23 protein-coding genes and 1 tRNA gene are annotated in these 22,883 nt (G+C 49.1%); 9 read left to right on the top strand and 15 right to left on the bottom strand.

The window, feature by feature from the left end; genetic code table 11:
* Positions 1 to 2: 2 nt before the first annotated feature.
* The 4 genes from cgtA to rplU form a co-directional block, all read right to left on the bottom strand.
* Entirely contained in the window at positions 3 to 1,175 is a 1,173-nt protein-coding gene (gene cgtA / locus NC856_RS07125; RefSeq protein ID WP_264089737.1) for an Obg family GTPase CgtA, read from the bottom strand.
* Between the two features lie 249 nt (positions 1,176 to 1,424).
* Positions 1,425 to 2,384, bottom strand: a complete 960-nt coding sequence (locus tag NC856_RS07120) for a DMT family transporter (RefSeq protein WP_264089736.1) — start codon at positions 2,382 to 2,384, stop codon at positions 1,425 to 1,427.
* 91 nt (positions 2,385 to 2,475) lie between these two features.
* Positions 2,476 to 2,733 carry a 50S ribosomal protein L27 gene (rpmA, locus tag NC856_RS07115; RefSeq protein WP_109491399.1) on the bottom strand — a complete coding sequence of 86 codons (258 nt, stop codon included), beginning with the start codon at positions 2,731 to 2,733 and terminating at the stop codon, positions 2,476 to 2,478.
* Between the two features lie 19 nt (positions 2,734 to 2,752).
* Positions 2,753 to 3,064, bottom strand: a complete 312-nt coding sequence (rplU, locus tag NC856_RS07110) for a 50S ribosomal protein L21 (RefSeq protein WP_113868393.1) — start codon at positions 3,062 to 3,064, stop codon at positions 2,753 to 2,755.
* A gap of 262 nt (positions 3,065 to 3,326) precedes the next feature.
* Between rplU and ispB the strand changes: the two genes are divergently transcribed.
* Entirely contained in the window at positions 3,327 to 4,298 is a 972-nt protein-coding gene (gene ispB / locus NC856_RS07105; RefSeq protein WP_264089735.1) for an octaprenyl diphosphate synthase, read from the top strand.
* A gap of 24 nt (positions 4,299 to 4,322) precedes the next feature.
* Here ispB and NC856_RS07100 read toward each other — a convergent pair whose 3' ends face one another.
* Together NC856_RS07100 and NC856_RS07095 are read right to left on the bottom strand one after the other, a co-directional pair.
* The gene (locus NC856_RS07100; protein WP_264089734.1) at positions 4,323 to 4,694 is read right to left on the bottom strand and encodes a DNA-binding protein; all 372 of its coding nucleotides are present in this window, start codon (positions 4,692 to 4,694) and stop codon (positions 4,323 to 4,325) included.
* A gap of 274 nt (positions 4,695 to 4,968) precedes the next feature.
* A complete protein-coding gene (locus tag NC856_RS07095; RefSeq protein ID WP_264089733.1) occupies positions 4,969 to 5,358 on the bottom strand; it encodes a DNA-binding protein in 390 nt (129 codons plus the stop codon).
* Positions 5,359 to 5,544: 186 nt separating this feature from the next.
* Here NC856_RS07095 and NC856_RS07090 point away from each other — a divergent pair, with 186 nt between their 5' ends.
* Positions 5,545 to 5,820 (top strand): helix-turn-helix domain-containing protein, encoded by a 276-nt coding sequence (locus NC856_RS07090; RefSeq protein WP_264089732.1) that lies wholly within the window; start codon positions 5,545 to 5,547, stop codon positions 5,818 to 5,820.
* A gap of 62 nt (positions 5,821 to 5,882) precedes the next feature.
* Here NC856_RS07090 and mdh read toward each other — a convergent pair whose 3' ends face one another.
* Positions 5,883 to 6,821, bottom strand: a complete 939-nt coding sequence (gene mdh / locus NC856_RS07085; RefSeq protein ID WP_264089731.1) for a malate dehydrogenase — start codon at positions 6,819 to 6,821, stop codon at positions 5,883 to 5,885.
* Between the two features lie 471 nt (positions 6,822 to 7,292).
* Here mdh and argR point away from each other — a divergent pair, with 471 nt between their 5' ends.
* Positions 7,293 to 7,763 carry a transcriptional regulator ArgR gene (gene argR, locus NC856_RS07080; RefSeq protein ID WP_113868380.1) on the top strand — a complete coding sequence of 157 codons (471 nt, stop codon included), beginning with the start codon at positions 7,293 to 7,295 and terminating at the stop codon, positions 7,761 to 7,763.
* A 97-nt stretch (positions 7,764 to 7,860) separates the two neighbouring features.
* Here the strand turns inward: argR and tsaD are convergent, their stop codons facing one another.
* Positions 7,861 to 8,874 (bottom strand): tRNA (adenosine(37)-N6)-threonylcarbamoyltransferase complex transferase subunit TsaD, encoded by a 1,014-nt coding sequence (tsaD, locus tag NC856_RS07075; protein ID WP_264089730.1) that lies wholly within the window; start codon positions 8,872 to 8,874, stop codon positions 7,861 to 7,863.
* Between the two features lie 226 nt (positions 8,875 to 9,100).
* On the opposite strand from tsaD, the gene rpsU reads away from it, so the two are divergent.
* The 3 genes from rpsU to rpoD all read left to right on the top strand — a co-directional run bounded on the left by rpsU (position 9,101) and on the right by rpoD (position 13,199).
* On the top strand, positions 9,101 to 9,316 hold the full coding sequence (rpsU, locus tag NC856_RS07070) for a 30S ribosomal protein S21 (protein WP_001144069.1): 216 nt from the start codon (positions 9,101 to 9,103) through the stop codon (positions 9,314 to 9,316).
* Positions 9,317 to 9,453: 137 nt separating this feature from the next.
* The gene (dnaG, locus tag NC856_RS07065; RefSeq protein WP_264089729.1) at positions 9,454 to 11,208 is read left to right on the top strand and encodes a DNA primase; all 1,755 of its coding nucleotides are present in this window, start codon (positions 9,454 to 9,456) and stop codon (positions 11,206 to 11,208) included.
* Between the two features lie 155 nt (positions 11,209 to 11,363).
* Positions 11,364 to 13,199: an RNA polymerase sigma factor RpoD gene (gene rpoD, locus NC856_RS07060; protein WP_264089728.1), complete on the top strand. Its 1,836-nt coding sequence runs from the start codon at positions 11,364 to 11,366 to the stop codon at positions 13,197 to 13,199.
* Positions 13,200 to 13,282: 83 nt separating this feature from the next.
* Here the strand turns inward: rpoD and mug are convergent, their stop codons facing one another.
* Positions 13,283 to 13,783 (bottom strand): G/U mismatch-specific DNA glycosylase, encoded by a 501-nt coding sequence (mug, locus tag NC856_RS07055; RefSeq protein ID WP_264089727.1) that lies wholly within the window; start codon positions 13,781 to 13,783, stop codon positions 13,283 to 13,285.
* 142 nt (positions 13,784 to 13,925) lie between these two features.
* On the opposite strand from mug, the gene NC856_RS07050 reads away from it, so the two are divergent.
* Together NC856_RS07050 and NC856_RS07045 are read left to right on the top strand one after the other, a co-directional pair.
* Positions 13,926 to 14,001: transfer RNA gene (locus NC856_RS07050), tRNA-Ile, on the top strand.
* A gap of 419 nt (positions 14,002 to 14,420) precedes the next feature.
* Positions 14,421 to 15,809 carry a glycoside hydrolase family 1 protein gene (locus NC856_RS07045; protein WP_264089726.1) on the top strand — a complete coding sequence of 463 codons (1,389 nt, stop codon included), beginning with the start codon at positions 14,421 to 14,423 and terminating at the stop codon, positions 15,807 to 15,809.
* Between the two features lie 94 nt (positions 15,810 to 15,903).
* On the opposite strand, the gene NC856_RS17825 is transcribed toward NC856_RS07045, so the two are convergent.
* The 6 genes from NC856_RS17825 to rlmG form a co-directional block, all read right to left on the bottom strand.
* Complete coding sequence (locus NC856_RS17825; RefSeq protein ID WP_404802316.1) at positions 15,904 to 15,984, bottom strand: hypothetical protein; 81 nt, start codon at positions 15,982 to 15,984, stop codon at positions 15,904 to 15,906.
* Positions 15,985 to 16,589: 605 nt separating this feature from the next.
* On the bottom strand, positions 16,590 to 18,482 hold the full coding sequence (locus NC856_RS07040; RefSeq protein ID WP_264089725.1) for a beta-glucoside-specific PTS transporter subunit IIABC: 1,893 nt from the start codon (positions 18,480 to 18,482) through the stop codon (positions 16,590 to 16,592).
* Positions 18,483 to 18,879: 397 nt separating this feature from the next.
* Positions 18,880 to 19,260: a CopM family metallochaperone gene (gene copM / locus NC856_RS07035; protein WP_264089724.1), complete on the bottom strand. Its 381-nt coding sequence runs from the start codon at positions 19,258 to 19,260 to the stop codon at positions 18,880 to 18,882.
* 152 nt (positions 19,261 to 19,412) lie between these two features.
* Positions 19,413 to 19,913, bottom strand: coding sequence for an ATP-independent periplasmic protein-refolding chaperone Spy (gene spy / locus NC856_RS07030; RefSeq protein WP_264089723.1), 501 nt, complete (start codon positions 19,911 to 19,913; stop codon positions 19,413 to 19,415).
* A 223-nt stretch (positions 19,914 to 20,136) separates the two neighbouring features.
* A complete protein-coding gene (locus NC856_RS07025; RefSeq protein ID WP_264089722.1) occupies positions 20,137 to 20,433 on the bottom strand; it encodes a hypothetical protein in 297 nt (98 codons plus the stop codon).
* A gap of 121 nt (positions 20,434 to 20,554) precedes the next feature.
* Positions 20,555 to 21,694 carry a 23S rRNA (guanine(1835)-N(2))-methyltransferase RlmG gene (gene rlmG, locus NC856_RS07020; protein ID WP_264089721.1) on the bottom strand — a complete coding sequence of 380 codons (1,140 nt, stop codon included), beginning with the start codon at positions 21,692 to 21,694 and terminating at the stop codon, positions 20,555 to 20,557.
* Between the two features lie 184 nt (positions 21,695 to 21,878).
* Between rlmG and NC856_RS07015 the strand changes: the two genes are divergently transcribed.
* Positions 21,879 to 22,877 (top strand): Gfo/Idh/MocA family protein, encoded by a 999-nt coding sequence (locus NC856_RS07015; RefSeq protein ID WP_264089720.1) that lies wholly within the window; start codon positions 21,879 to 21,881, stop codon positions 22,875 to 22,877.
* Positions 22,878 to 22,883: the final 6 nt, after the last annotated feature.

Raw genomic sequence — 22,883 nt, 5'->3', positions numbered from 1 at the left:
TATCAGCGTTGATAAACGATTTCGACGCCTTCTTCATCCTCGTCGTCCCAATCATCATCCCATTCTTCTTCCGCTTCGCTTTCAGCGACCGCCAACTGTTCCCGGTGATAATCATCCCACATGAATTCCACTTTCTCTGGCGTGCTTTCTTCGATCGCCATCGCTTTAGGCTGCACTTTCAGGAAATTCATCACATCCCAACACAGCGCAGTGACCCCTTCACGGTTAGCCGCGGAAATCAGGTAATACTTTTCTTCCCAGCCCAACGCGGCTGCAATCTCTTTTGCGCGTTTTTCCGCTTCTGCTTTATCGATTAAATCAACTTTATTAAAAACCAACCAACGCGGCTTTTCAGATAAACCCGCGCTGTATTGCTGCAATTCATTGATGATCACTTTGGCATTTTCTACCGGATCGGATTCATCAATCGGTGCCAAATCAACCAGATGCAACAGAACCCGACAACGTTCTAAATGCTTAAGGAAGCGAATGCCCAGACCCGCGCCTTCGGAAGCGCCTTCAATCAGACCAGGAATATCGGCTACAACAAAGCTTTGTTCGCTGTCCATACGAACCACGCCAAGGCTTGGCACCAACGTGGTGAAAGGATAATCCGCCACTTTCGGCTTGGCTGCTGAAACCGCGCGGATAAACGTCGATTTCCCCGCATTCGGCAACCCCAGCATCCCGACATCAGCCAGCAACAGGAGTTCAAGCATCAGTTCACGCTCTTCACCCTGCGTACCGTTCGTTTTCTGGCGCGGCGCGCGGTTAACGGAAGACTTAAACCGGGTGTTGCCCAGTCCATGCCAACCACCTTTGGCCACCATCAGTCTCTGCTGATGGCGTGTCATATCGCCCAGCACTTCGCCAGTTCCCTTGTCCAGCACACGGGTGCCGACAGGTACTTTAATCGTGATATCTTTACCACGTTTACCGGTGCAATCACGGCTTTGACCATTTTGACCGCGCTCAGCGCGAAATGATTTTTCAAAACGATAGTCAATCAGCGTATTCAGGTTTTCATCGGCCAGCAGATATACGTCGCCGCCATCGCCGCCATCGCCGCCATCAGGCCCACCGTTGGGAATGTATTTTTCGCGGCGGAAGCTGACACAGCCATTACCGCCGTCACCTGCAACCACTAAAATAGTTGCTTCATCTACAAACTTCATTGACTCTCTCCGCAAAAAACCAATAGAGAATATCTACTTGTTTTAGGCTAATTATTGGTTCTCTTCGGCGTAACTTTTTGATTTAAAGGCAGATAACAATTATGTATCTGTCATAAAAAACTGACGCACCAGAACCTGTTCCGGCAAGGGGGCGAATTGTACCCGCTTATACCAATCTTTTCATCTGTATTAAAAATAAACAGCCCACATGGAATCTCAAAACATCATTTGACGCAAATGATTCTTCGCTCATTTTGGTATAACGATCGGCGAATTTTGTTGCCGCCCAGGGAAGAAACGGTGTCCTATCGCCGAAAACATCGCCCCGGCCACGACAATTAAAGCGCCTGAATACCCGACCCAGTTAAGCACCTGCGCGGCAAAAAAGTCCGGCCACGCCAACGCCAGCAGATCAGAAAAGAGCAACGTAAACAATGGCGTGAGCGTAATCACCGCACTGACCTGTGCCGCCTGCCAGCGAGCCATGGCCTCAGCCAACGCGCCATAACCTATCAGGGTATTGGCACCACAAAACAGTAAACATAAAAGCTGCCAGCCACTGAGTTGCAAAATAGTTTCAGGATCGGCAAAAGGAGTAATAAACAGAACGCAGAGTACATAAAGCAGAAACAGGATCTGCTGCGACGTCAGACGCCGTAATAGCACTTTTTGGGCCACACCATAAGAAACCCATACCGCTGACGCGCACACCCCCAATATAACGCCCAACGTGTAATCCGTCAGACGAGTGAAAATCTCTATCAGGCTAGTGTTGAAAAACAGAATCAGACCGCAAATCAAGGTGACGGCCCCGATAATTTGCGTTGGACGCATCTTTTCTTTCAAGATAAAGACGCTGGCGAACATCATACCAACAGGAGAAAGTTGACCGATAACCTGAGAGGCCGTTGGGCTAAGATACTGTAATGATGAACTGAAAAAAACAAAGTTGCCCAGCAAACCACATGTCGCAATCAGCAAGACAATCAGCCACCGCCGACGCCGGAAAATACGCATCGGCGGAAGTTTATTGCGTGAGAAAAGCAGCACACCGAGACCTATTGATGCAATTAAGAAGCGATACCAAACAATAGTATAAGGCTCCATGACAGGCAGAACCTGTTTCATGGCTATCGGTAACGCCCCCCAGCATATTGCCGTGGTCAGCGCCAGACCAAGACCGATACCTGTCTGTTGTTTAGTGTTCATGCTTTTCTCTGGTTGATTACGCAGAATCAGAAATGTAAAAAGCCCCGCAACGAATTGCAGGGCTTAAATCTGTAAGACCTAACGCGAAATATTATTCAGCAACGATACTGATGTATTTACGGTTTTTCGGGCCTTTAACTTCAAACTGAACTTTACCGTCAGCCAAAGCGAACAGAGTGTGGTCTTTCCCGCAACCTACGTTGCTACCAGCATGGAACTTGGTTCCGCGCTGACGAACGATGATGCTGCCAGCCAATACTGCTTCGCCGCCGAAACGTTTTACGCCCAGGCGTTTACTTTCTGAGTCACGGCCGTTACGAGTTGAACCGCCCGCTTTTTTGTGTGCCATTAATCCGCTCTCCTAAATCTTAAGCGCTGATGCCGGTGATTTTCACGTCAGTGAACCACTGACGATGGCCCGCTTGCTTACGGTAGTGTTTACGGCGACGGAACTTAACAATCTTAATTTTTTCGCCACGACCATGAGCAACAACTTCAGCTTTGATCTTACCGCCATCGACGAAAGGAACGCCGATTTTGATTTCTTCACCATTGGCAACCATCAGAACCTGATCAAACTCAATAGCTTCACCAGTTGCGATGTCCAGCTTTTCCAAGCGAACGGTTTGACCTTCGCTTACTCGGTGTTGTTTACCACCACTTTGGAAAACCGCGTACATAAAAAACTCCGCTTTCCGCACACTCAACGTATGATTATTCAAAGTGTGCTATAAATATTCACAATAGGGCGCGAATTCTACGCAAAAAACCTGACGATGACAAGTGCATAATCGAAGGATGTGAAGAAAAAGAATACAACCTATCAACTGCCGTTTATCTCTCTCATTTTTCAAGTACAATCAACTCAACAAGTTCCATCCATATGCCGATTATGAAACAGCTATCCTACGGTAATGTTGAAGAAAACAGCTGGCACACAAAATGAATCTAGAACAAATTACAGCGCTAACCGCGCAAGACATGAACGCGGTCAATGAAGTCATTCTTGAACAACTCAACTCGGATGTCGTTCTCATTAACCAGCTAGGTCATTACATTATCAGCGGCGGGGGCAAACGTATCCGTCCCATGATCGCGGTTCTTGCCGCCAGGTCGCTTGCCTATAAAGGCAACAAGCATATTACGGTTGCGGCGCTGATAGAATTCATTCACACCGCCACATTACTGCACGACGACGTTGTGGATGAGTCCGACATGCGTCGTGGCAAAGCAACCGCAAATGCCGCCTTTGGCAATGCCGCCAGTGTATTGGTTGGCGATTTTATCTATACCCGCGCCTTCCAGATGATGACCAGCCTGGAATCATTGCGGGTGCTGGCGCTGATGTCGGAAGCGGTGAATGTGATCGCGGAAGGAGAAGTGTTGCAGTTGATGAACTGTAACGATCCTGATATTACCGAAGAAAGCTATATGCGGGTTATTTACAGCAAAACCGCGCGTCTGTTCGAAGCGGCCGCTCAAGCTTCCGCTATTCTTTCCGGCGCCACACCGGATCAGGAAACCGCGTTGCGGGATTATGGCCGCTATCTGGGTACGGCGTTCCAGCTTATTGACGACCTGCTGGATTACAGCGCCGACGGCCAGACGCTGGGCAAAAATACCGGCGATGACCTCAACGAAGGCAAACCGACACTGCCGCTGCTGCATGCCATGCGCCATGGCAATGTCGAGCAAAGCGCCATGATTCGTCAGGCGATAGAAGAAGGCAACGGACGTCATTTGCTGGAACCGGTACTGACCGCCATGCAGCAGTGCGGTTCGCTCGACTACACGCGCCAGCGAGCAGAGGAAGAAGCCGATAAAGCAATTGACGCGCTGCGTCATCTCCCGGAAACCCCTTTCCGCACCGCACTTGAAGGTCTTGCGCATTTAGCCGTGCAACGCGACTTCTGAACGCGTTGCACGGCCCGTTACCGATTATGCTGTCTGGTCATCCGTTACATCCTCCAGACGAGACAGCATCGCTCGCGTGCCTTCACGCAAAATGAAATTAATCAGTCGCGATTGCTCACTTTCTGATAACTGATTGAAAATATGCACCCATGATGTCAGTAACGCCGGCTGTTTCTCCGCCTGATATGCTGGCGGCATGTTTTCATTCATCTTTAGCGAGCTTCTGACCTCATACGGCAAACTGCGTATGGAATACTCGACGCCGCGTCCCTGGACGCCTTTGCGTCGGCGTTTCTCCCAGCCATCATCACGAGCCCGTTTATTTAGTCCCTGGGGAGATTTGGGCAATCCGCCCACCCCAACCAATTCACTGGTTGAAAACCACTCTTTGTCCATATTTATCACTCCCTTGCTAGTCCGGTACGGGCAGTTACATGAGTTTTGCCCCAAAAAGTTTCCATATAATAGACTATTATTACCTAAACATCTAACTTTCACACGTTATTAGTACCACTAAAACTGGCGTGATTCATCATTTATGGCGTAAACCAGATGGCTTGAGGAAGAGAATGAGAACAGCGTTGCAGAACAAAGTTGCAGAACAAAATAGTGAGAAAGATTCATTGCCATCCGTCCAGACAGCTTTCAGATGGCAAATACAGACTGAAACCTATTCGTCGGGCGTATCATCAGAGTCAGCGGCGTCATCTGACGAGAGTATGCCTAACTGCCTGAGCGTGGCGGACACCCCGACGCGCAGAATATAAGCAATAAGCTCATTTCTTTCTGTTTCAGAGAGTTGAGAATAAATCTGCATCCAAACCGCCAGCGTAGCAGGCTGCTTGATAGCATATGGCGGCGACTCGCTTTCAAGCAATAGGGATTTTTTTACCGAATCCGGCAGACTGTGAATCGAATATTCCACTCCCCGCCCCTGAACGCCTTTACGTCGGCGCTTTTCCCATCCATCTTCGCGCGCGCGCTTATTCAGCCCTTGTCTTGATTTCGGAAGACCGCCAACGCCAACCAGTTCGCTGGTTGCAAACCACTCTTTTTTCATCGCCTTTCATCCTGATAGTGCTACTCCTAACAAAAACCAACTTACTTGGAAATTTTTTGAGAAAATTTTAGAAAATTGATGCTATATTATTTCCAAATAATAACGAATGTTAGTTCGGTTAATAACTAACATCCGTTATTTATACCACTAATACACAGTCGTCTTACAGCAAATAAGGGAAGGATTATGAGTTCAAGGAAACATGACTGGCACCCCGCTGATATTATTGCTGCTCTGCGCAAGAAAGGTACTACGCTGGCTGCGGTATCACGTGCTGCCGGATTGAGTTCATCAACACTCGCCAATGCTCTGTCACGGCCTTGGCCTAAGGGAGAATGGCTCATCGCCGATGCATTAGGCATTCATCCATCAGAGATATGGCCCAGCCGATATTACGATCCAGAAACCAACCAACTCATTGATAGAAAAAAATTAATCCGCCCCAATAATAATAGTGAATGAGTAAAAAAGCCGGAGATAAAATCTCCGGCTTTTTTATAAGGATACGTCAATCCATGTCACCATCAGTTATTGATGAATGACTCACCCAGGGCGATATCCTGATTCAAGGTTTCCAGCATATTTTTCAGCGCCTGCTGTTCAAAATCGCTCAGCGTACCAATCGCTTTACGCTCAACAATGCCGTCTTTACCTAACAGAACCGGCTGTGCAAAGAAGCGGGCATACTCACCGTCGCTTTCAACGTATGTACACTCCACCACACCGCTTTCACCCTGCAAGGCACGAACCAGAGACAGACCAAAACGCGCAGCCGCTTGACCCATCGACAGCGTGGCCGAACCGCCGCCAGCTTTAGCCTCCACCACTTCCGTACCCGCGTTCTGGATACGTTTTGTCAGATCGATGACTTCCTGTTCGCTAAAACTCACGCCAGGGATTTGTGACAACAACGGCAGAATAGTCACGCCAGAGTGTCCGCCGATAACCGGAACATTGATGTCCTGCGGCTGTTTGCCTTTCAGTTCAGCGACAAACGTATTGGAACGAATGATGTCCAGCGTGGTGACGCCAAACAGTTTGTTCTTGTCATAAACCCCTGCTTTGCGCAACACCTCAGCGGCGATAGCAACCGTCGTATTCACCGGGTTGGTGATGATACCGATGCAAGCTTTAGGGCAGGTAATGGCGATCTGTTCAACCAGATTACGCACGATCCCGGCATTCACATTGAACAGATCTGAACGATCCATACCCGGTTTACGCGCCACCCCCGCAGAGATAAGAACGATATCCGCGCCAACAAGCGCGGGTTTTGCGTCTTCGCCGCTATATCCTTTGATTTTTACAGCCGTCGGAATATGACTTAGATCAACAGCAACACCTGGTGTTACCGGAGCAATGTCATAAAGGGATAATTCTGAACCTGAAGGAAGCTGGGTTTTGAGGAGGAGCGCCAGGGCTTGACCGATACCACCTGCTGCACCGAGAACTGCAACTTTCATCCTAAACTCCTTATTATCGTAAAATAAAAAAGTGCCGTGAACTCATATGGTTATAAACTCAAATTCGAGAAGAGATAGAGCAACGCCCCTCAACCCACCGTTCAGCATGTGTCGCAAGAGACGAAAAAATACACTATGTCCCTAATAATAAACCAAAAATCGTCATGCGTTTGTAAGGTAAGTAAAGTTAATGGAGCATCAGGCGAGTAACCTGACGAAGATCTACGGTCAATTAACGGGTCAGCTACATTACATCGTGCAACGATATGCAAAAAACATCATCTTGATAACATTTTATTCACTTTTATGTGATGTGTCACACATTTCTCAGCCTATCGATACCATGAACGTTTAATTATCTTAGTGAGCTGTGGTGAACACTGACAGATGATGTTATAGGCATTTTCATTGCATAAAAATTCACTCCTCTGCATAATAATAAAACCAACAATAATGCTAATCCGGTGCAGAATGCGTAACTCGATAAAACAAGAAGATTTAGTTAGAGCGTTCAAAGCGCTGCTGAAGGAAGAAAAATTCAGTTCCCAAAGCGAAATTGTGCAGGCTTTACAAGATGATGGATTCGAAAACATCAATCAATCCAAAGTCTCACGCATGCTGACTAAATTTGGTGCTGTCCGTACACGCAATGCCAAAATGGAAATGGTGTACTGTCTGCCCGCAGAGCTTGGTGTGCCGACCACGACCAGTCCGTTGAAAAATCTGGTATTGGATGTTGATTATAATGATGCCGTAGTGGTGATCCACACCAGCCCAGGCGCCGCGCAACTGATTGCCCGCCTGCTCGATTCCCTGGGAAAATCGGAAGGCATTCTGGGCACCATTGCCGGGGATGACACCATTTTCACCACACCAGCCAGAGGCTTCAGCGTCAAACAACTCTATGAAGCCATTCTGATTCTTTTCGAGCAGGAATTATAACGGGCGTTATCACGGAAAACCGCGATAACGCTCTGCAATTTTGCTAAACATTGATATTGCTATATCACCAGTAATGTAAGTTGCTGGTGATAATCGATTAAATGGCGGGCAACTCGGCCAGCGGCCAGCGAGGACACACGGCGACACCGAGATCACGGCTTTGCCCGTGTTGCAAACGCACCACGCCAGCATAGGCAATCATGGCGCCATTATCGGTACAAAACTCAGGGCGCGCATAAAATACCGCGCCGCCGCGTTTGGTCATCAATTCCCCCAGACGCTGACGCAGCGTCTGGTTAGCGCTCACCCCTCCCGCGATAACCAAACGTTTGAAGCCGGTTTCATCCAACGCTCTACGGCATTTGATTGATAGCGTATCGACAACCGCATCTTCAAATGCGCGAGCGATATCGGCGCGTGTCTGCGCATCATCATCATTATTACGGATGGTATTGGCGGCAAACGTCTTAAGACCGGAGAAACTGAAGTCCAGGCCAGGTCGATCGGTCATCGGACGCGGGAACGTAAAACGCGCGGCGTCGCCAGCCTGCGCCATTTTCGACAACATCGGTCCGCCGGGATAATCCAACCCTAACAGTTTTGCCGTTTTATCGAAGGCTTCCCCCGCCGCATCGTCGATCGATTCACCAAGCAGTTGATATTCGCCAATCCCCGTCACGCTAATCAATTGGGTATGACCACCGGAAACCAGCAATGCCACAAACGGAAATTCCGGCGGATTATCTTCCAGCATCGGCGCCAACAGATGTCCTTCCATATGGTGAACCGGAACCGCCGGCACATTCCAGGCAAATGCCAGCGCTCGCCCAACAGTTGCGCCAACCAGCAACGCGCCAACCAGTCCAGGGCCTGCGGTATATGCCACGCCATCAATGTCGCAGGGTTTTAACCCAGCTTCAAGCAGTGCTGCCTGGATCAACGGCACCGTTTTACGCACGTGATCACGCGACGCCAGTTCAGGCACTACGCCACCGTAGTCGGCATGCAGTTTTACCTGGCTATAGAGTTGATTGGCGAGTAAACCAGCCTGCGTGTCATAGATGGCCACGCCGGTTTCATCACAGGATGTTTCGATACCCAATACGCGCATTGCTGTTCCTACTTTTATTACGGGGCAAGCTTTCATTAATGCAGCTTGCTTCATGCGGTAAATAGTCTACCATAAGCGCCCTGGTTTCTGTGCCGACGAAGACCGGGTGTTTTATGATCACCGCAATGCTTTACAAAGGCGCCCCGTTTGCAGTAGAATTCCGCACCATTTTGAAAAGGCTGGCACAAGGCCAGCGGCAAACCGAATTTATTGAGGTGAGAGGCACATGCCGGTAATTAAAGTACGTGAAAACGAGCCGTTCGACGTAGCTCTGCGTCGCTTCAAGCGTTCCTGTGAAAAAGCAGGTGTTTTAGCTGAAGTACGTCGTCGTGAGTTTTATGAAAAACCAACGACCGAACGCAAGCGCGCTAAAGCTTCCGCAGTGAAACGTCACGCGAAGAAATTGGCTCGAGAAAACGCACGCCGCACTCGTCTGTATTAATTTTCAGGAGGCTTTCCTCCACCGCGTGATTAATCCGCAGACTTAGCAGTTGCATACGAAGGCCGTGCTTTCCGAAAGGAATGCGCGGCTTGTTGTCGTTTATAAGCTATCGTTTATAAGTTAAGAAACAGGGGCTTATGGCTGGACGAATTCCACGCGTATTTATCAATGACCTGCTTGCTCGCACTGACATCGTCGATCTTATCGATGCGCGCGTCAAACTGAAAAAGCAGGGCAAAAATTATCATGCGTGTTGCCCGTTCCACCACGAAAAGACCCCGTCATTCACCGTTAATGGTGATAAACAGTTCTATCATTGTTTTGGCTGTGGCGCGCATGGTAACGCCGTCGACTTTTTGATGAATTACGATCGGCTTGAATTCGTCGAAAGTATTGAAGAACTGGCTACGATGCATGGCCTTGAAGTGCCGTATGAAACCGGTACTGGACCAACCCAGCTTGAACGTCACCAACGACAAAATTTATATGCCTTGATGGAACAATTGAGTGTGTTCTATCAACAAACATTAAGTCAGTCCGTTGGCGCCCCTGCCTTGCAATATTTGCAGCAGAGGGGATTAAGCGCCGATGTGATTCGTCATTTTGCTATTGGCTTTGCGCCTCCCGGTTGGGACAACGCATTAAAACGTTTCGGTCGCAACAGTGATGCTCGCAGTACATTGAACGATGCCGGCATGTTGGTGACTAATGATCAGGGTCGCACTTACGATCGTTTTCGCGAACGTGTGATGTTTCCCATCCGCGATAAGCGCGGTCGGGTTATTGCATTCGGCGGTCGGGTATTGGGCGATGGCACGCCAAAATATCTGAACTCGCCTGAAACAGAGATTTTTCATAAAGGCCGTCAACTCTATGGCCTGTATGAAGCACAACAAAACCACCCTGAACTTAAACGATTACTGGTGGTTGAGGGGTACATGGACGTGGTTGCCCTGGCGCAGTTTGGTATTGATTATGCGGTTGCCTCGTTGGGAACATCCACTACGGCCGATCATATTCAGTTACTATTTCGTGCCACTGATCAGGTCGTCTGTTGTTACGACGGCGATCGCGCTGGCCGGGAAGCCGCGTGGCGCGCGCTGGAAACCGCGCTGCCTTATTTGAATGATGGCCGTCAGCTACGTTTCATGTTCCTGCCTGACGGCGAAGATCCCGACACGCTGGTTCGCAAAGAAGGCAAGGCCGCTTTCGAGCAGCGGATGGAGCAAGCCTTACCGCTGTCGCAATTTCTTTTTGAGACATTACAACAGCAGGTGGACATGAGTTCGCCCGACGGACGAACTAAACTCAGCACGCTGGCCCTGCCCTTGATTGGTCAGGTTCCAGGCGAGACGCAGCGTTTATATTTGCGCCAGCAGCTTGGCAATAAACTGGGGATTTTGGATGACAGCCAGTTGGACAAACTGTTGCCAAAAGTGGCGGAGCAGGTTCAACCCTATCAGCCGCCGCAGCTAAAAGTCACAACTATGCGTATACTTATAGGGCTTTTGGTGCAGAACCCCAGACTGTCGGCGGAAGTTCCTGACCTTACACTGGAAGGGATTGAAGAAAGCAAGGTCGCAGGTTTGTCTCTGTTTCAGGACTTGGTAAAAACCTGTAACGCCAGCCCCGGAATGAGCATGGGGTTGTTACTTGAGAAATACAGGGACAGTAAATACCGCAAGCAGCTTGAAACCATGGCTTCCTGGAACCATATGATCGAAGAGGATGAACTGGACGACAAGTTCAGGATAAGCCTGGCGGAACTCTACGATCAACTGCTAAAGCAGCGTCAGGAAACATTGATTGCGCGTGAAAGAACACATGGGCTTAACGCCAAAGAGAAAAAAGAACTTTGGGCGTTGCAACTAGCGTTAACCAGAAAAAACTAATTACCGAGGCTTAATTGCCGAGAAATAGCGGAGTTGAGCTCTGCAAAGAGCCGTGACAGGGGCTGCGGCGATAAGAAAAATACCCCTAATGCTATTGTTGGCGAATTACGCCGACCGACACCAACCCAAATACTCTGAAGTGTGGATACCGTCTTATGGAGCAAAACCCGCAGTCACAGCTAAAGCTACTTGTCACCCGTGGTAAGGAGCAAGGCTACCTGACCTATGCTGAGGTCAATGACCATCTGCCGGAAGATATCATCGACTCCGATCAGATCGAAGACATCATCCAGATGATTAATGACATGGGCATCCAGGTGATGGAAGAAGCACCGGATGCGGATGATCTCTTACTGGCAGAAAATACCGCTGACACAGATGAAGATGCGGCAGAGGCTGCTGCTCAAGTGCTATCCAGCGTTGAATCGGAAATCGGCCGCACGACCGATCCGGTTCGCATGTACATGCGTGAAATGGGCACCGTTGAACTGCTGACGCGTGAAGGTGAGATTGATATCGCCAAGCGTATCGAAGATGGCATCAATCAGGTTCAGTGTTCCGTTGCCGAGTACCCGGAAGCGATTACTTACCTGCTGGAACAATATGATCGTGTCGAGGCAGGTGAAAGTCGTTTATCCGATCTGATCACCGGATTTGTCGATCCGAATGCGGAGGAAGATATCGCGCCTACCGCGACTCACGTCGGTTCTGAGCTTTCGAGCGAAGAAATGGACGATGACGAAGAGGAAGAAGAGGACGACGATACCGAAGATGATAACAGCATCGATCCTGAGTTGGCCCGTGAGAAATTTACGGAATTGCGTCAGCAATATGAAACGACGCGTCAGGTCATCAAGATGCACGGTCGTAATCATGCGAAAGCGGCGCAGGAGATCCTGAATCTATCGGAAGTCTTCAAACAATTCCGTCTGGTGCCTAAACAATTTGACTTCCTGGTCAACAGCATGCGCTCCATGATGGATCGTGTGCGTATTCAGGAACGTCTGATCATGAAGCTGTGCGTTGAACAGTGTAAAATGCCGAAGAAAAACTTCGTTACGCTGTTCTCAGGCAATGAAACCAGCGAAAGCTGGTTTACCGCCGCGATTGCGATGGGCAAACCCTGGTCAGAGAAGTTGCATGATGTAGCAGATGACGTTAAGCGCAGCCTGCAAAAACTGCATCAGATTGAAGAAGAAACCGGTCTGACCATCGAGCAGGTCAAAGACATCAACCGTCGTATGTCGATTGGTGAAGCGAAAGCTCGCCGTGCGAAAAAAGAGATGGTTGAAGCAAACTTGCGTCTGGTTATTTCCATCGCGAAGAAATACACCAACCGTGGTTTGCAGTTCCTTGACCTGATTCAGGAAGGCAATATCGGTCTGATGAAGGCGGTAGACAAATTTGAATATCGCCGTGGTTATAAATTCTCGACATATGCCACCTGGTGGATTCGTCAGGCTATTACGCGTTCTATCGCAGACCAGGCGCGTACCATCCGTATTCCGGTGCATATGATTGAGACGATCAACAAACTCAACCGTATTTCACGCCAGATGCTACAGGAAATGGGGCGCGAACCGACGCCGGAAGAGCTTGCCGAACGTATGCTGATGCCGGAAGACAAGATTCGTAAGGTGCTGAAGATCGCTAAAGAGCCGATTTCGATGGAAACGCCAATCGGTGATGATGAAGATTCACATCTGGGCGACTTTATCGAAGATACGACGCTTGAACTGCCGCTGGATTCCGCAACCTCGGAAAGCCTGCGTTCAGCCACACACGACGTATTGGCAGGGCTGACCGCACGTGAAGCGAAAGTACTGCGTATGCGTTTCGGTATTGATATGAATACCGATCACACGCTGGAAGAAGTGGGTAAACAGTTTGATGTAACACGTGAACGTATTCGCCAGATCGAAGCGAAAGCGTTACGCAAACTGCGTCACCCTAGCCGTTCAGAAGTACTGCGCAGCTTCCTGGATGATTAGTTCGTTCGATTATTAATCATCATTCCTGATAACCCCGGTTTGCGCCGGGGTTATTTTTTGCCATGCATTTCTCCACAGACCGCCTAGCCTTCCTGAAGCGCTTGATAAAGCGCCCGATAGGACAACACCAGCGATTCCAGCGTCGCACGATTCAAGCCGCTGGGATTAGGCAGAACCCAGACCTGAGTATCGCCGAGGGTCAATGTCTGGCGTCCCCAATCCACCTTTTTAATACCGAATGCCAGACTGAATGCCTGCTTACCCAAAACGGCCAGCGCGCGCGGTTGGTAATGGCGCATTTTTTCAATAACCGCCCCACCGCCTTGCAACAATTCCTGTTCTGCCAACTCCGTCGCTTCTACCGTCGGGCGCTCAACCAGCATCGTGATGCCACAGCCGGTATCCAGTAAATGCACTTCTTCTTGCGGTTTCAACAAACGCTCGGTGAACCCAGCCTGATGGATGACTTTCCAAAAACGGTTGCTGGGATTGGCAAAATGATACCCATGGTGAGCCGTCGATAACCCTGGGTTGATGCCACAAAAAGCCACTAACAGATTTGGCGCCAGAATATCCGTAATCATACGTCCCCTTGATGTGGAGTTTACCGCTGTTATCGCAAAATCTGACAATAATAACAATAAGCTATCCTGAGTAGAAAACAGCCATCCGGCTGAAGAGCTATAGACCTTTCCCCGCACATTACCGTATAATCTCCGCCCGTCCGGCCCCTTAGCTCAGTGGTTAGAGCAGTCGACTCATAATCGATTGGTCGTTGGTTCAAACCCAACAGGGGCCACCATAAATTTCTTTTTAAATTCAATCAATTAATATACTTCTCAGTAGAATTGATTATAGATATTCAACGCCATATCCCAAAAGCATCACGCAACGTTGTTCCTCCTTTTTCTACTTTTCATCGAATTAAACTCGAACTCTGCGGGCCTTGCCCTGGCATATACCATCAGGCTATCGGCAGCGCTGGATATTCCTGCGATCGGATAATGTCGTGACAAGAATCACATAACCAAAGGATGGCATTGTCGTGGACGTGTTGGATCGTATAGTGTTTCTTCAAGAGGACGTGACCGCGCTACGCGGGCGAAACCTGGACGAAAGAGAGTGAAGTTCACTCTCTTTCGTCCAGGTTTTTTTTGCCTATTATCTGGCTAAGCCCTTCGGTTCAGTCTGCAATATCGGCAGCGAAATAGGAGAGGTAAAATGAAGGCATTCCCCGCAGGTTTTTTATGGGGCGGTTCTATGGCGGCAAATCAGGTTGAAGGCGCTTGGCGGAAGGACAGTAAAGGTGTCTCTACCTCCGATCTGCAATTACAAGGCATACATGGCCCGGTGACAGAGCGAACAGAAGGCGTCAGTTGTATCAAAGACATCGCCATCGATTTTTATCATCGCTATCCGCAGGATATTCAACTGTTTGCTGAGATGGGTTTTAAGGTATTGCGAACTTCCATCGCCTGGACGCGTATTTACCCTGAAGGGGATGACGCGGAACCCTGTGAAGCCGGATTGGCCTTTTATGATCGTTTATTCGATGAGATGGCGAAATATCAGATCCAGCCATTAATTACACTATCCCATTATGAAATGCCCTATGGTTTGGTCAAGAAATTTGGCGGTTGGGGCAACCGTGAAACCATCGACCATTTTGAAAAATATGCCCGTACCGTTTTCACTCGCTATAAAGATAAGGTGAAGTATTGGCTAACCTTTAATGAAATCAACATGGCGATACATTCACCCTTTACCGGCGTTGGGTTGAGTGGGGAGCCATCACAACAGGCCATCTATCAGGCTATCCACCATCAACTTGTAGCCAGCGCCCGTGCGGTAAAAGCCTGCCATGACATCATCCCGGATGCGAAAATCGGCAACATGTTGTTGGGCGCCGTGCGCTATCCGATGACTTGCCATCCGAGAGACGTGCTGGAAGCGCAGAAAAAAAATCGGGAATGGCTGTTTTTTGGCGATGTCCAAGCGCGGGGCGCTTATCCGGTCTGGATGAAGCGTTATTTCCAGGAAAATAACATTGTATTGGCGATTACCGAGCAGGACAGAGAGGATATGCGCCACACGGTGGACTTCGTCTCGTTCAGTTATTACATGAGCGGTTGCGCCACCTTCGAGCCGGAGAAATATCAATCCTCGCGTGGAAACATTGTGCGTTTAATCCCCAATCCACATCTCAGCGCGTCAGAATGGGGCTGGCAGATAGACCCGGAGGGGCTGCGCTTCTTGCTTAACGAACTTTATGACCGCTATCAGAAGCCGCTGTTTATTGTAGAGAATGGATTGGGCGCACGGGATGTGGTTGAGGCTGACGACAGTATTAACGACAGCTACCGTATCGACTATCTGCGCCAGCATCTGATTCAGGTACGTGAAGCGATTGCCGATGGGGTGGAGTTGCTGGGATATACCAGTTGGGGACCTATCGATCTGGTGAGCGCAGGCACAGCGCAGATGTCAAAACGTTATGGTTTTATCTATGTCGATCGCGATGATACAGGCCAAGGAACACTGACCCGTCTGCGTAAAAACAGTTTCTACTGGTACAAAGCCGTGATTGAAAGCAACGGCGAATCACTGTGACTACCGCACGAGCGCCGTGTTCTCGCCGCGCTCGTCAGACCGCCATCGCAATAGCGCACAATTTTATACTTCTTCTTGCGCTTTCATCTCTGCATTACCTCGCGGCGGGCAATACCGTCACAATCGCCCGCCGATAAGATGTTAGTGTCGGCAAGCCGTTATCTTTACCTTCCAGAACAATATGAATGGTGTCACGACCTTAACATCTGGCGCGGTAAAACGGATTTGCGCCGCTTTTTGCTCATCAGTTTGGTTGGAAAAAGCATATTTTCACTGACTCCAAGTGACCGCTCGTTTTCTTAATGTCAGACGTGTTCTGTTCATCATTTATTCCTTATTAATATCGAAAATCACCACGTGACCGTACTCCGTAGTGACATATCCCTGATGAAGTTAAAAAATGATAATCATCTATTCATCATGCTATTTACCAGATAAAAAAACCGATCCTGTCGAATGAGGAATAATCTCAATCCATAATTAAATCAGTTACCTTCTATTTAAGGTCACTATAATTAATTTAACCAAAGTTATTAATTCAATATTTATAATTTCTAACGTGAGCAGCATCACCTGAAAAAACGGTTAATGTCGTACAATTTATAATAAGAAAGAGCGCAAAAAAGAATAATTAAAAACATCGTCAACCATCATAAACAATGCTCAACATTATTTCGGATAACACATTTTAATTTTCCACAGCTATTAATGACGCGTTTAAGCGAAAACCCGTGCCCTGATTTCATGCGCGAGGAATTACCTTCTCCGCCTTTTTCAACGTTATGCCAAGGCAATGATAGTATCGCCTGCTTTTTGATAACGTTCGGTACTGAGACTAAATATGCGATAATCTTCTGCGTTAGTAATAACGACAGGCGTCACCATGTCATAACCTGCTTTTGTTATTTCATCGAGATCAAACTCAATCAGCAGTTGCCCTTTCTTTACTTCATCCCCTTCCGCAACCTGCATACGATAATATTTGCCTTGCAGTTGCACAGTATTGATCCCTACGTGGATCAGGATTTCGACGCCAGCGGATGAACGAATACCAATCGCGTGGCTGCTGGCGAAAGTGCTGGCGATAACGCCGTCTACCGGCGAATAGATTCGCCCTTCCTGTGGGCGGACGGCGATCCCCGGGCCAACGATACCGGAGGAAAAGACTTTATCGTCAACGTCAGCCAACGGCACCAGTTCACCTTTCACTGGTGATCCTATCTGCTGGCTGAAGGCGGGCATGGCGGCCAACCGGGTGGTTTCAACTGACGCATCGCTTTTTGCTGGCGCAGGCGTCACAGGCGATTGCGCAGCAGGTGGCGCGTTGGGTTCATCAAATCCGACAATCATGGTTAATATCAGGCTGACGACAAAAGCGACAACACAGCCGATGATAAAACCCAGGAATCCTTCACCATAGAAAATAGGCAGCGTCAGCAATCCAGGCATCCCCATTGAGATCGCCGAACTCTTGGCATAGCCCACTACCGCGCCGCCCATTGCGGCCGCGATCACCGCACAGACAAACGGTTTTTTCAGCTTCAGCGTGACACCGTATACGCCGGGTTCGGTGATGCCAAACAGCGAGGCAATAAAGGTACTGCCCGCCAGCGCTTTGAGTTTTTTATCTTTGGTGCGCAGCATTACGGCCAGCAACGCCCCGGACTGGGCAAAAACCGACGGACTGGATGCAGCCTTGAGGTAACTCCGCCCCATGACGGAAATATCGTTGATAAAGACGGTGACAAATCCCCAGTGGACGCCAAAAATCACCAGAATCTGCCATGCGGCGGCAATCAGCGCCCCGGCGATAATCGGGTTGAAGCTATAAATTTTCACAAACAGCGCGGCGATTAACTCACTGGCCGAGATCCCAATCGGCCCGATGGTCATTAGCGTCAGCGGCACCATCAGCACCAACAGGAAGAACGGCGTTAGAATATTACGCACGCTTTCATGGATATGACGATTCAGAAAACGTTCGATATACGACATCAACCATACGCTGAAGATAATGGGGATCACCGATGACGTATATTTCATCATCACCACCGGTAAACCAAAGAAGGTAACGGGCTGAGCGGCGTCAAACAATCCCTGGATCGTGGGATAAACCAAAGCACCAGCAATGGATACCGCCACAAAAATATTCGTTTCAAATTTACGTGCCGAAGTAATGGCAAGCAGCATCGGCAGAAAATAGAACAGACTGTCGGAAGCGGCATGCAAAATGACATAAGTGCTTTCCTTGCTGTTCAACCATCCCGCCGCTATCGCGATGGCCAGCACGCCTTTCAGTACCCCGGCCGCCGCCATTGCGCCCAGCAATGGGGTAAAAATTCCCGCCACCAAATCAATCAGTCGTCCCATGATTGAAACGCTCTTTTCAGATTCCGCCGCCGGACGCTTACTATTGCCGTCTTCAAGCAGATCCGAAATAGAACCAAAGGCGCGATAAACTTCCGGCACCCGGTTGCCAATAACCACCTGCAACTGCCCTGATCCTTTGACTACGGTGATAACGCCATCCAACGCTTCCAACGCCGCCAAATCCACCCTGGCGTTATCCACGATTTTAAAACGTAAGCGTGTTGCACAATGCACCAGAGTAGAGACGTTCGCTTCTCCTCCGATCAACCTCAGAATACTTTCTGCGAGCGCTTTGCTATTCATAATGACACTTCCCGTTTCGTAAATGGTTGCAATTGCTCCACACAATTCACATCACCTTGCTGGTGTCCGCTGGCCAGCAGGAAAAAAGCAAAAAAAAACCTGGATAAAACAGTGTGTTGCACACTGTTTTATCCAGGTCTCGCCCAGAAAATTCTGGTGGCGTCCTTGGACTTATTTCTAACAAGTCAATGCGGAGAAAGCTATCGCTGAGTTTTATTTTGTGAAAAACATCACTAAATTTTTCTGATGTGATAGCCCGTCAGCCGAAACGGGATCAGGTTCGCTTTGTCTGACGGGGAAAATAGCGCGTTCTCCGAAAGCGGGCAAAGCCCCGGTTCAGGAACGCATCCAGATACAGAGTGGACAGGTTGAAGCCCGCGCTAAATCAATGTGCCGGTTAGGGTTTGTTGTTCTTTTCCAACCAGGCTTGCATCTGATCGATCTCTGGCTGCTGGGCTTTGATAATCTCTTCGGCCAGCTTGCGTAACTCAGGATCTTTACCGTATTTGAGCTCGGTCTGCGCCATGTCAATGGCCCCCTGATGGTGAGCAATCATGCCTTTGGCAAACGCAATATCAGGATCGCTGGTCTTCATTCCTTCCATCATCCGGGCATGCATATCATCCATGCCTTTCGTATAAGCCTGTTGCGATGACACGGTTTTGTCCCCGGCGTCATGACCGCCTGAACTCCCATGCCCACTATGAGCACTGTCCGCAGCAAAAACGAAAAGCGGCGTCAGGAATACCGTGGTTATTAACAGATTTACTTTTTTCATCGTAACCTCTCATTCAGCTAGTGGAATTCATTTTTCAGGATAGACGTTCCACTAAGGGGAAGGTCAAGCAATAGATGAAAGAAAACCGCCGAACCATCCCGCCACAACACATTCTGAAGTGGGATAATCCGGCGGTTTCAACAATCTGCCGTTTATTCAGCAGGCATAGGCATTGGCTTGCCATCACGTTTTTGCGGCGGCTGAGTCAGACGTTTTTCGAAATTGTCGTTGTATTGCTTTTTCTGTTCAGGAGTCAGGATGTTGTAAATCTTGTTTTTGGTTTCTAGCCCATTGAGCATTCTTGTTTTACGGATCTCTTCGGCTTTATCCAGTTGCGCCTGAACTTTTTGTGCATCAAACGAATCAGAGGCGATCAGACTGTGCATTTCACGCTGCTCATCCACCATGGCTTTATGCATTTTCTCACGCGAGTCTTTCATGATGTCTCTAACCTGCTGTTTCTGCGCATCCGTCAGATTCAACTCTTTAAACATCATGTCAGGCCCCATCATGCCACGGTGCTCTTTGCCGTCCTTCTTCATCATCATCTTGTGTTCCGGCATATCGCCTTTGGATGTTTCATTCGCATGAACAATGCTCACTGAACCCAACGCCAGAGACGATGCGACCAATATCGCTGTTAATTTACGCATTATTATATCCCTCACTCAGATTTAACTCATTGACGACGATTGTCGTGCTATCGGAGCTAAGTATAGGCGTGACAGCTTCAGTTAATTAGAGCAAGCGTAAATCTCTGCAAGGAATAACTTCACATTTGCAGCAATTGTGGAGAGTACGGAGGAATTGTGTAAGAAAGCGGGAAAGTTATGTTAAGTCGGTGATGACTTATTTCGCGTCATTCACCACGTCCGATTAGGGAAGCGAACGCGTGAACGCTGACGCATCTTTAGCCAGCGCATCAAGATGAGCGCTGATGATTTTTACTTTTTGCAGCAGCGGATTACGTTCCGGCGAGTTATCCATAGCGTTCATCCGCGCCAGTAACTGTTCAATCTGTGAAGCAAGCTGCGCTTCACGCTGCTCGGCCAATAACAGTTGTTGTTGCCACTGTTGGCAATCATCCCGCCAGCGGGATTGCTGCTGTTGAACACTTCGTTCCAACGCCTGCAATGCCTCCTCCAGACGCGTTTCCAATTCTTCAATCCACATGAAACAGACCTTCGGTTGATTATTGGGCGGATTATAATGACACACGGCCCGGACAACAAACAACCGGGCGCATCCTTAAACCGCCTATCTTGCTCCACCCGGCTGGCATTAATGATATGAATTAACGAGACGCCGCCGTTTTTACCGCCCGAAGCACCACAAACCTGGCGTTGCTGGCGATCAGTTCACAATTGCCAAACAAGCGTTTCAGCTTGTGGAAGTAATCCAGATGACGATTGCCCACAATGCGTAATTCGCCGCCAACCTGAAGGCAGCGACGGGCATCAAGAAACATCTGCCAGGCAATCTGGTCTGTAACGGCCTGTTGTTGATGAAATGGAGGGTTACACAACACCGCCTGCAAGCTGTCATGTCCGATGCCTGCCAAGCCGTGGTTAACGGCAAAACCGCAGCGATTTTTGTCTTGCGGACAGTTCACTTCGACATTCATTTCGCTGGACGCCACCGCCATGTAGGATTCATCAAAAAAGCTGACGAATGCATCAGGATTGCCCGACAAGGCCGCCAACCCGATCACCCCATTACCGCACCCTAAATCCACAATCTTGCCTGACAACTGTTGCGGAAGATGTTGCAGGAATAAACGTGCGCCAATATCCAACCCGCTGCGCGAGAACACATTCGCATGGTTGTGGATGCGGTAACCGTACTCTTCCAGATCCCAAACAGAAGTAAGTGGTTGCTCACTTACTTTTAAGTCCGCGACCTCGCAGTGGATCAAGCGCGCTTTTTTCCAGGCCAATGAAGTTTTAGTCGGCCCCAGCATGCGCTCGAACAACTGTAAAGTAGAGGTGTGGATATCGCGGGCTTTGGCTGCGGCAATAATCCGCGTTTGCGGGGTAACGACCTTGCGCAACATACGCAACTGATGCTCCAACAACGCCATGGTTTTTGGAATTTTGATCACCACCAACGCGGGCGAGTCAGGTAATGGCGCCAGACTATTTAGTTGTTCGACCGAATCTTCCGCAAAATTATTCAACGCCAGATTATAGCGTGTCGCCAGTTGGCTCATAAAAGAATCGCTGATGCTGATCGGCGATTGCGCCTGTAAACCACAGGCCAGCGCGCCGAAAGCATCGTTAAAAATCAGGCGTGGCCCAGGGGCAATCTCCATCATGGCAAGCTCGCGCAGCAAGAATTCATCCGCCGCTTCCCACGCCTGTAGCGCCGAGTTATCCGCCACTTGAGGATAACGCGCCAGCGTCAGGCTATGCGTTTCCAGTTCGAGTTGGCTCATTCGCCTCTCCTGAGTCATAAAATTTGCGCTGTTTATCCCTTAAAATCGCACGCCAGTAAATGCTTTTCTCAATACGCTGGAAAAATGCGTGTTTTTCCACAGCATTAAAACAGTAACATTGCCTTGGCATTTCCTCATGGTAATCTGAGGTTTCGTATGGTTCTCAGCAGGATACCAAACAATTATGATTCGCTTTGCTATTATAGGAACAAGTTGGATCACCCGTCAGTTTGTCGATGCCGCCCACGAAACCGGTAAAATGAAGCTGACAGCCATCTACTCGCGAACGCCAGAGAAAGCGCAGCAATATCAGACGGACTATCTGGTCGATACGCTATTCGACTCACTGGAGGAGATGGCGAAATCCGATCTGATCGACGCCGTTTATATCGCCAGCCCCAATTCACTGCATTGTGAACAATCTCTGCTGTTTTTACGTCATGGCAAACACGTTATCTGTGAGAAACCGCTGGCTTCCAACCGGTATGAAGTCGAGCAGATGATCACCTGCGCCAGAGAAAATCAGGTGGTGCTGTTTGAAGCCTATAAAACCGCCAGCCTGCCGAACTTCAACGTGGTGCAGCAGGCGTTGCCGAAAGTCGGCAAATTGCGCAAGGTTCTGCTGAACTATTGCCAATACTCTTCCCGCTATCCGAAATATCTGGCGGGCGAAAATCCGAATACCTTCAACCCGGCGTTTTCGAATGGTTCCGTCATGGACATTGGCTACTACTGTCTGGGATTCGCCGTGGCGCTATGGGGAGAGCCAGGTACGATACAGGCCAGCGCAACGCTGCTGGACAGCGGGGTGGACGCGCATGGCAGCATCATCATGAATTATGGTGATTTTGATGTAACCATCGTGCATTCCAAAGTCAGTCACTCCGCCATTGCCAGTGAGATTCAGGGGGAAGAAGGTACACTGGTTATTGAGAAACTGTCTGAATGCCAGCGGATCACCTTCATTCCCCGTGACGGCAAATCACTCGATCTCAGCCAACCGCAACACATTAACAGCATGTTGTATGAGGCGGAAAACTTTGCCGCATTAGTGGCGGATAATCATCTGAATCATGCGGAGCTTGCCCGTTCACGCACGGTAGCGGGGTTACTGACCGAAATCCGCCGACAAACCGGGGTGGTTTTTCCTGCCGATACGGTGGCGGCGGGAAGCCCAATATAAACAACC

Source organism: Brenneria izbisi (assembly GCF_025840185.1).
Classification (GTDB): Bacteria; Pseudomonadota; Gammaproteobacteria; order Enterobacterales; family Enterobacteriaceae; genus Brenneria; species Brenneria izbisi.
The sequence above is the reverse complement of the archived record's forward strand: the minus strand, read 5'-3'. Positions and strand labels throughout refer to the sequence as shown.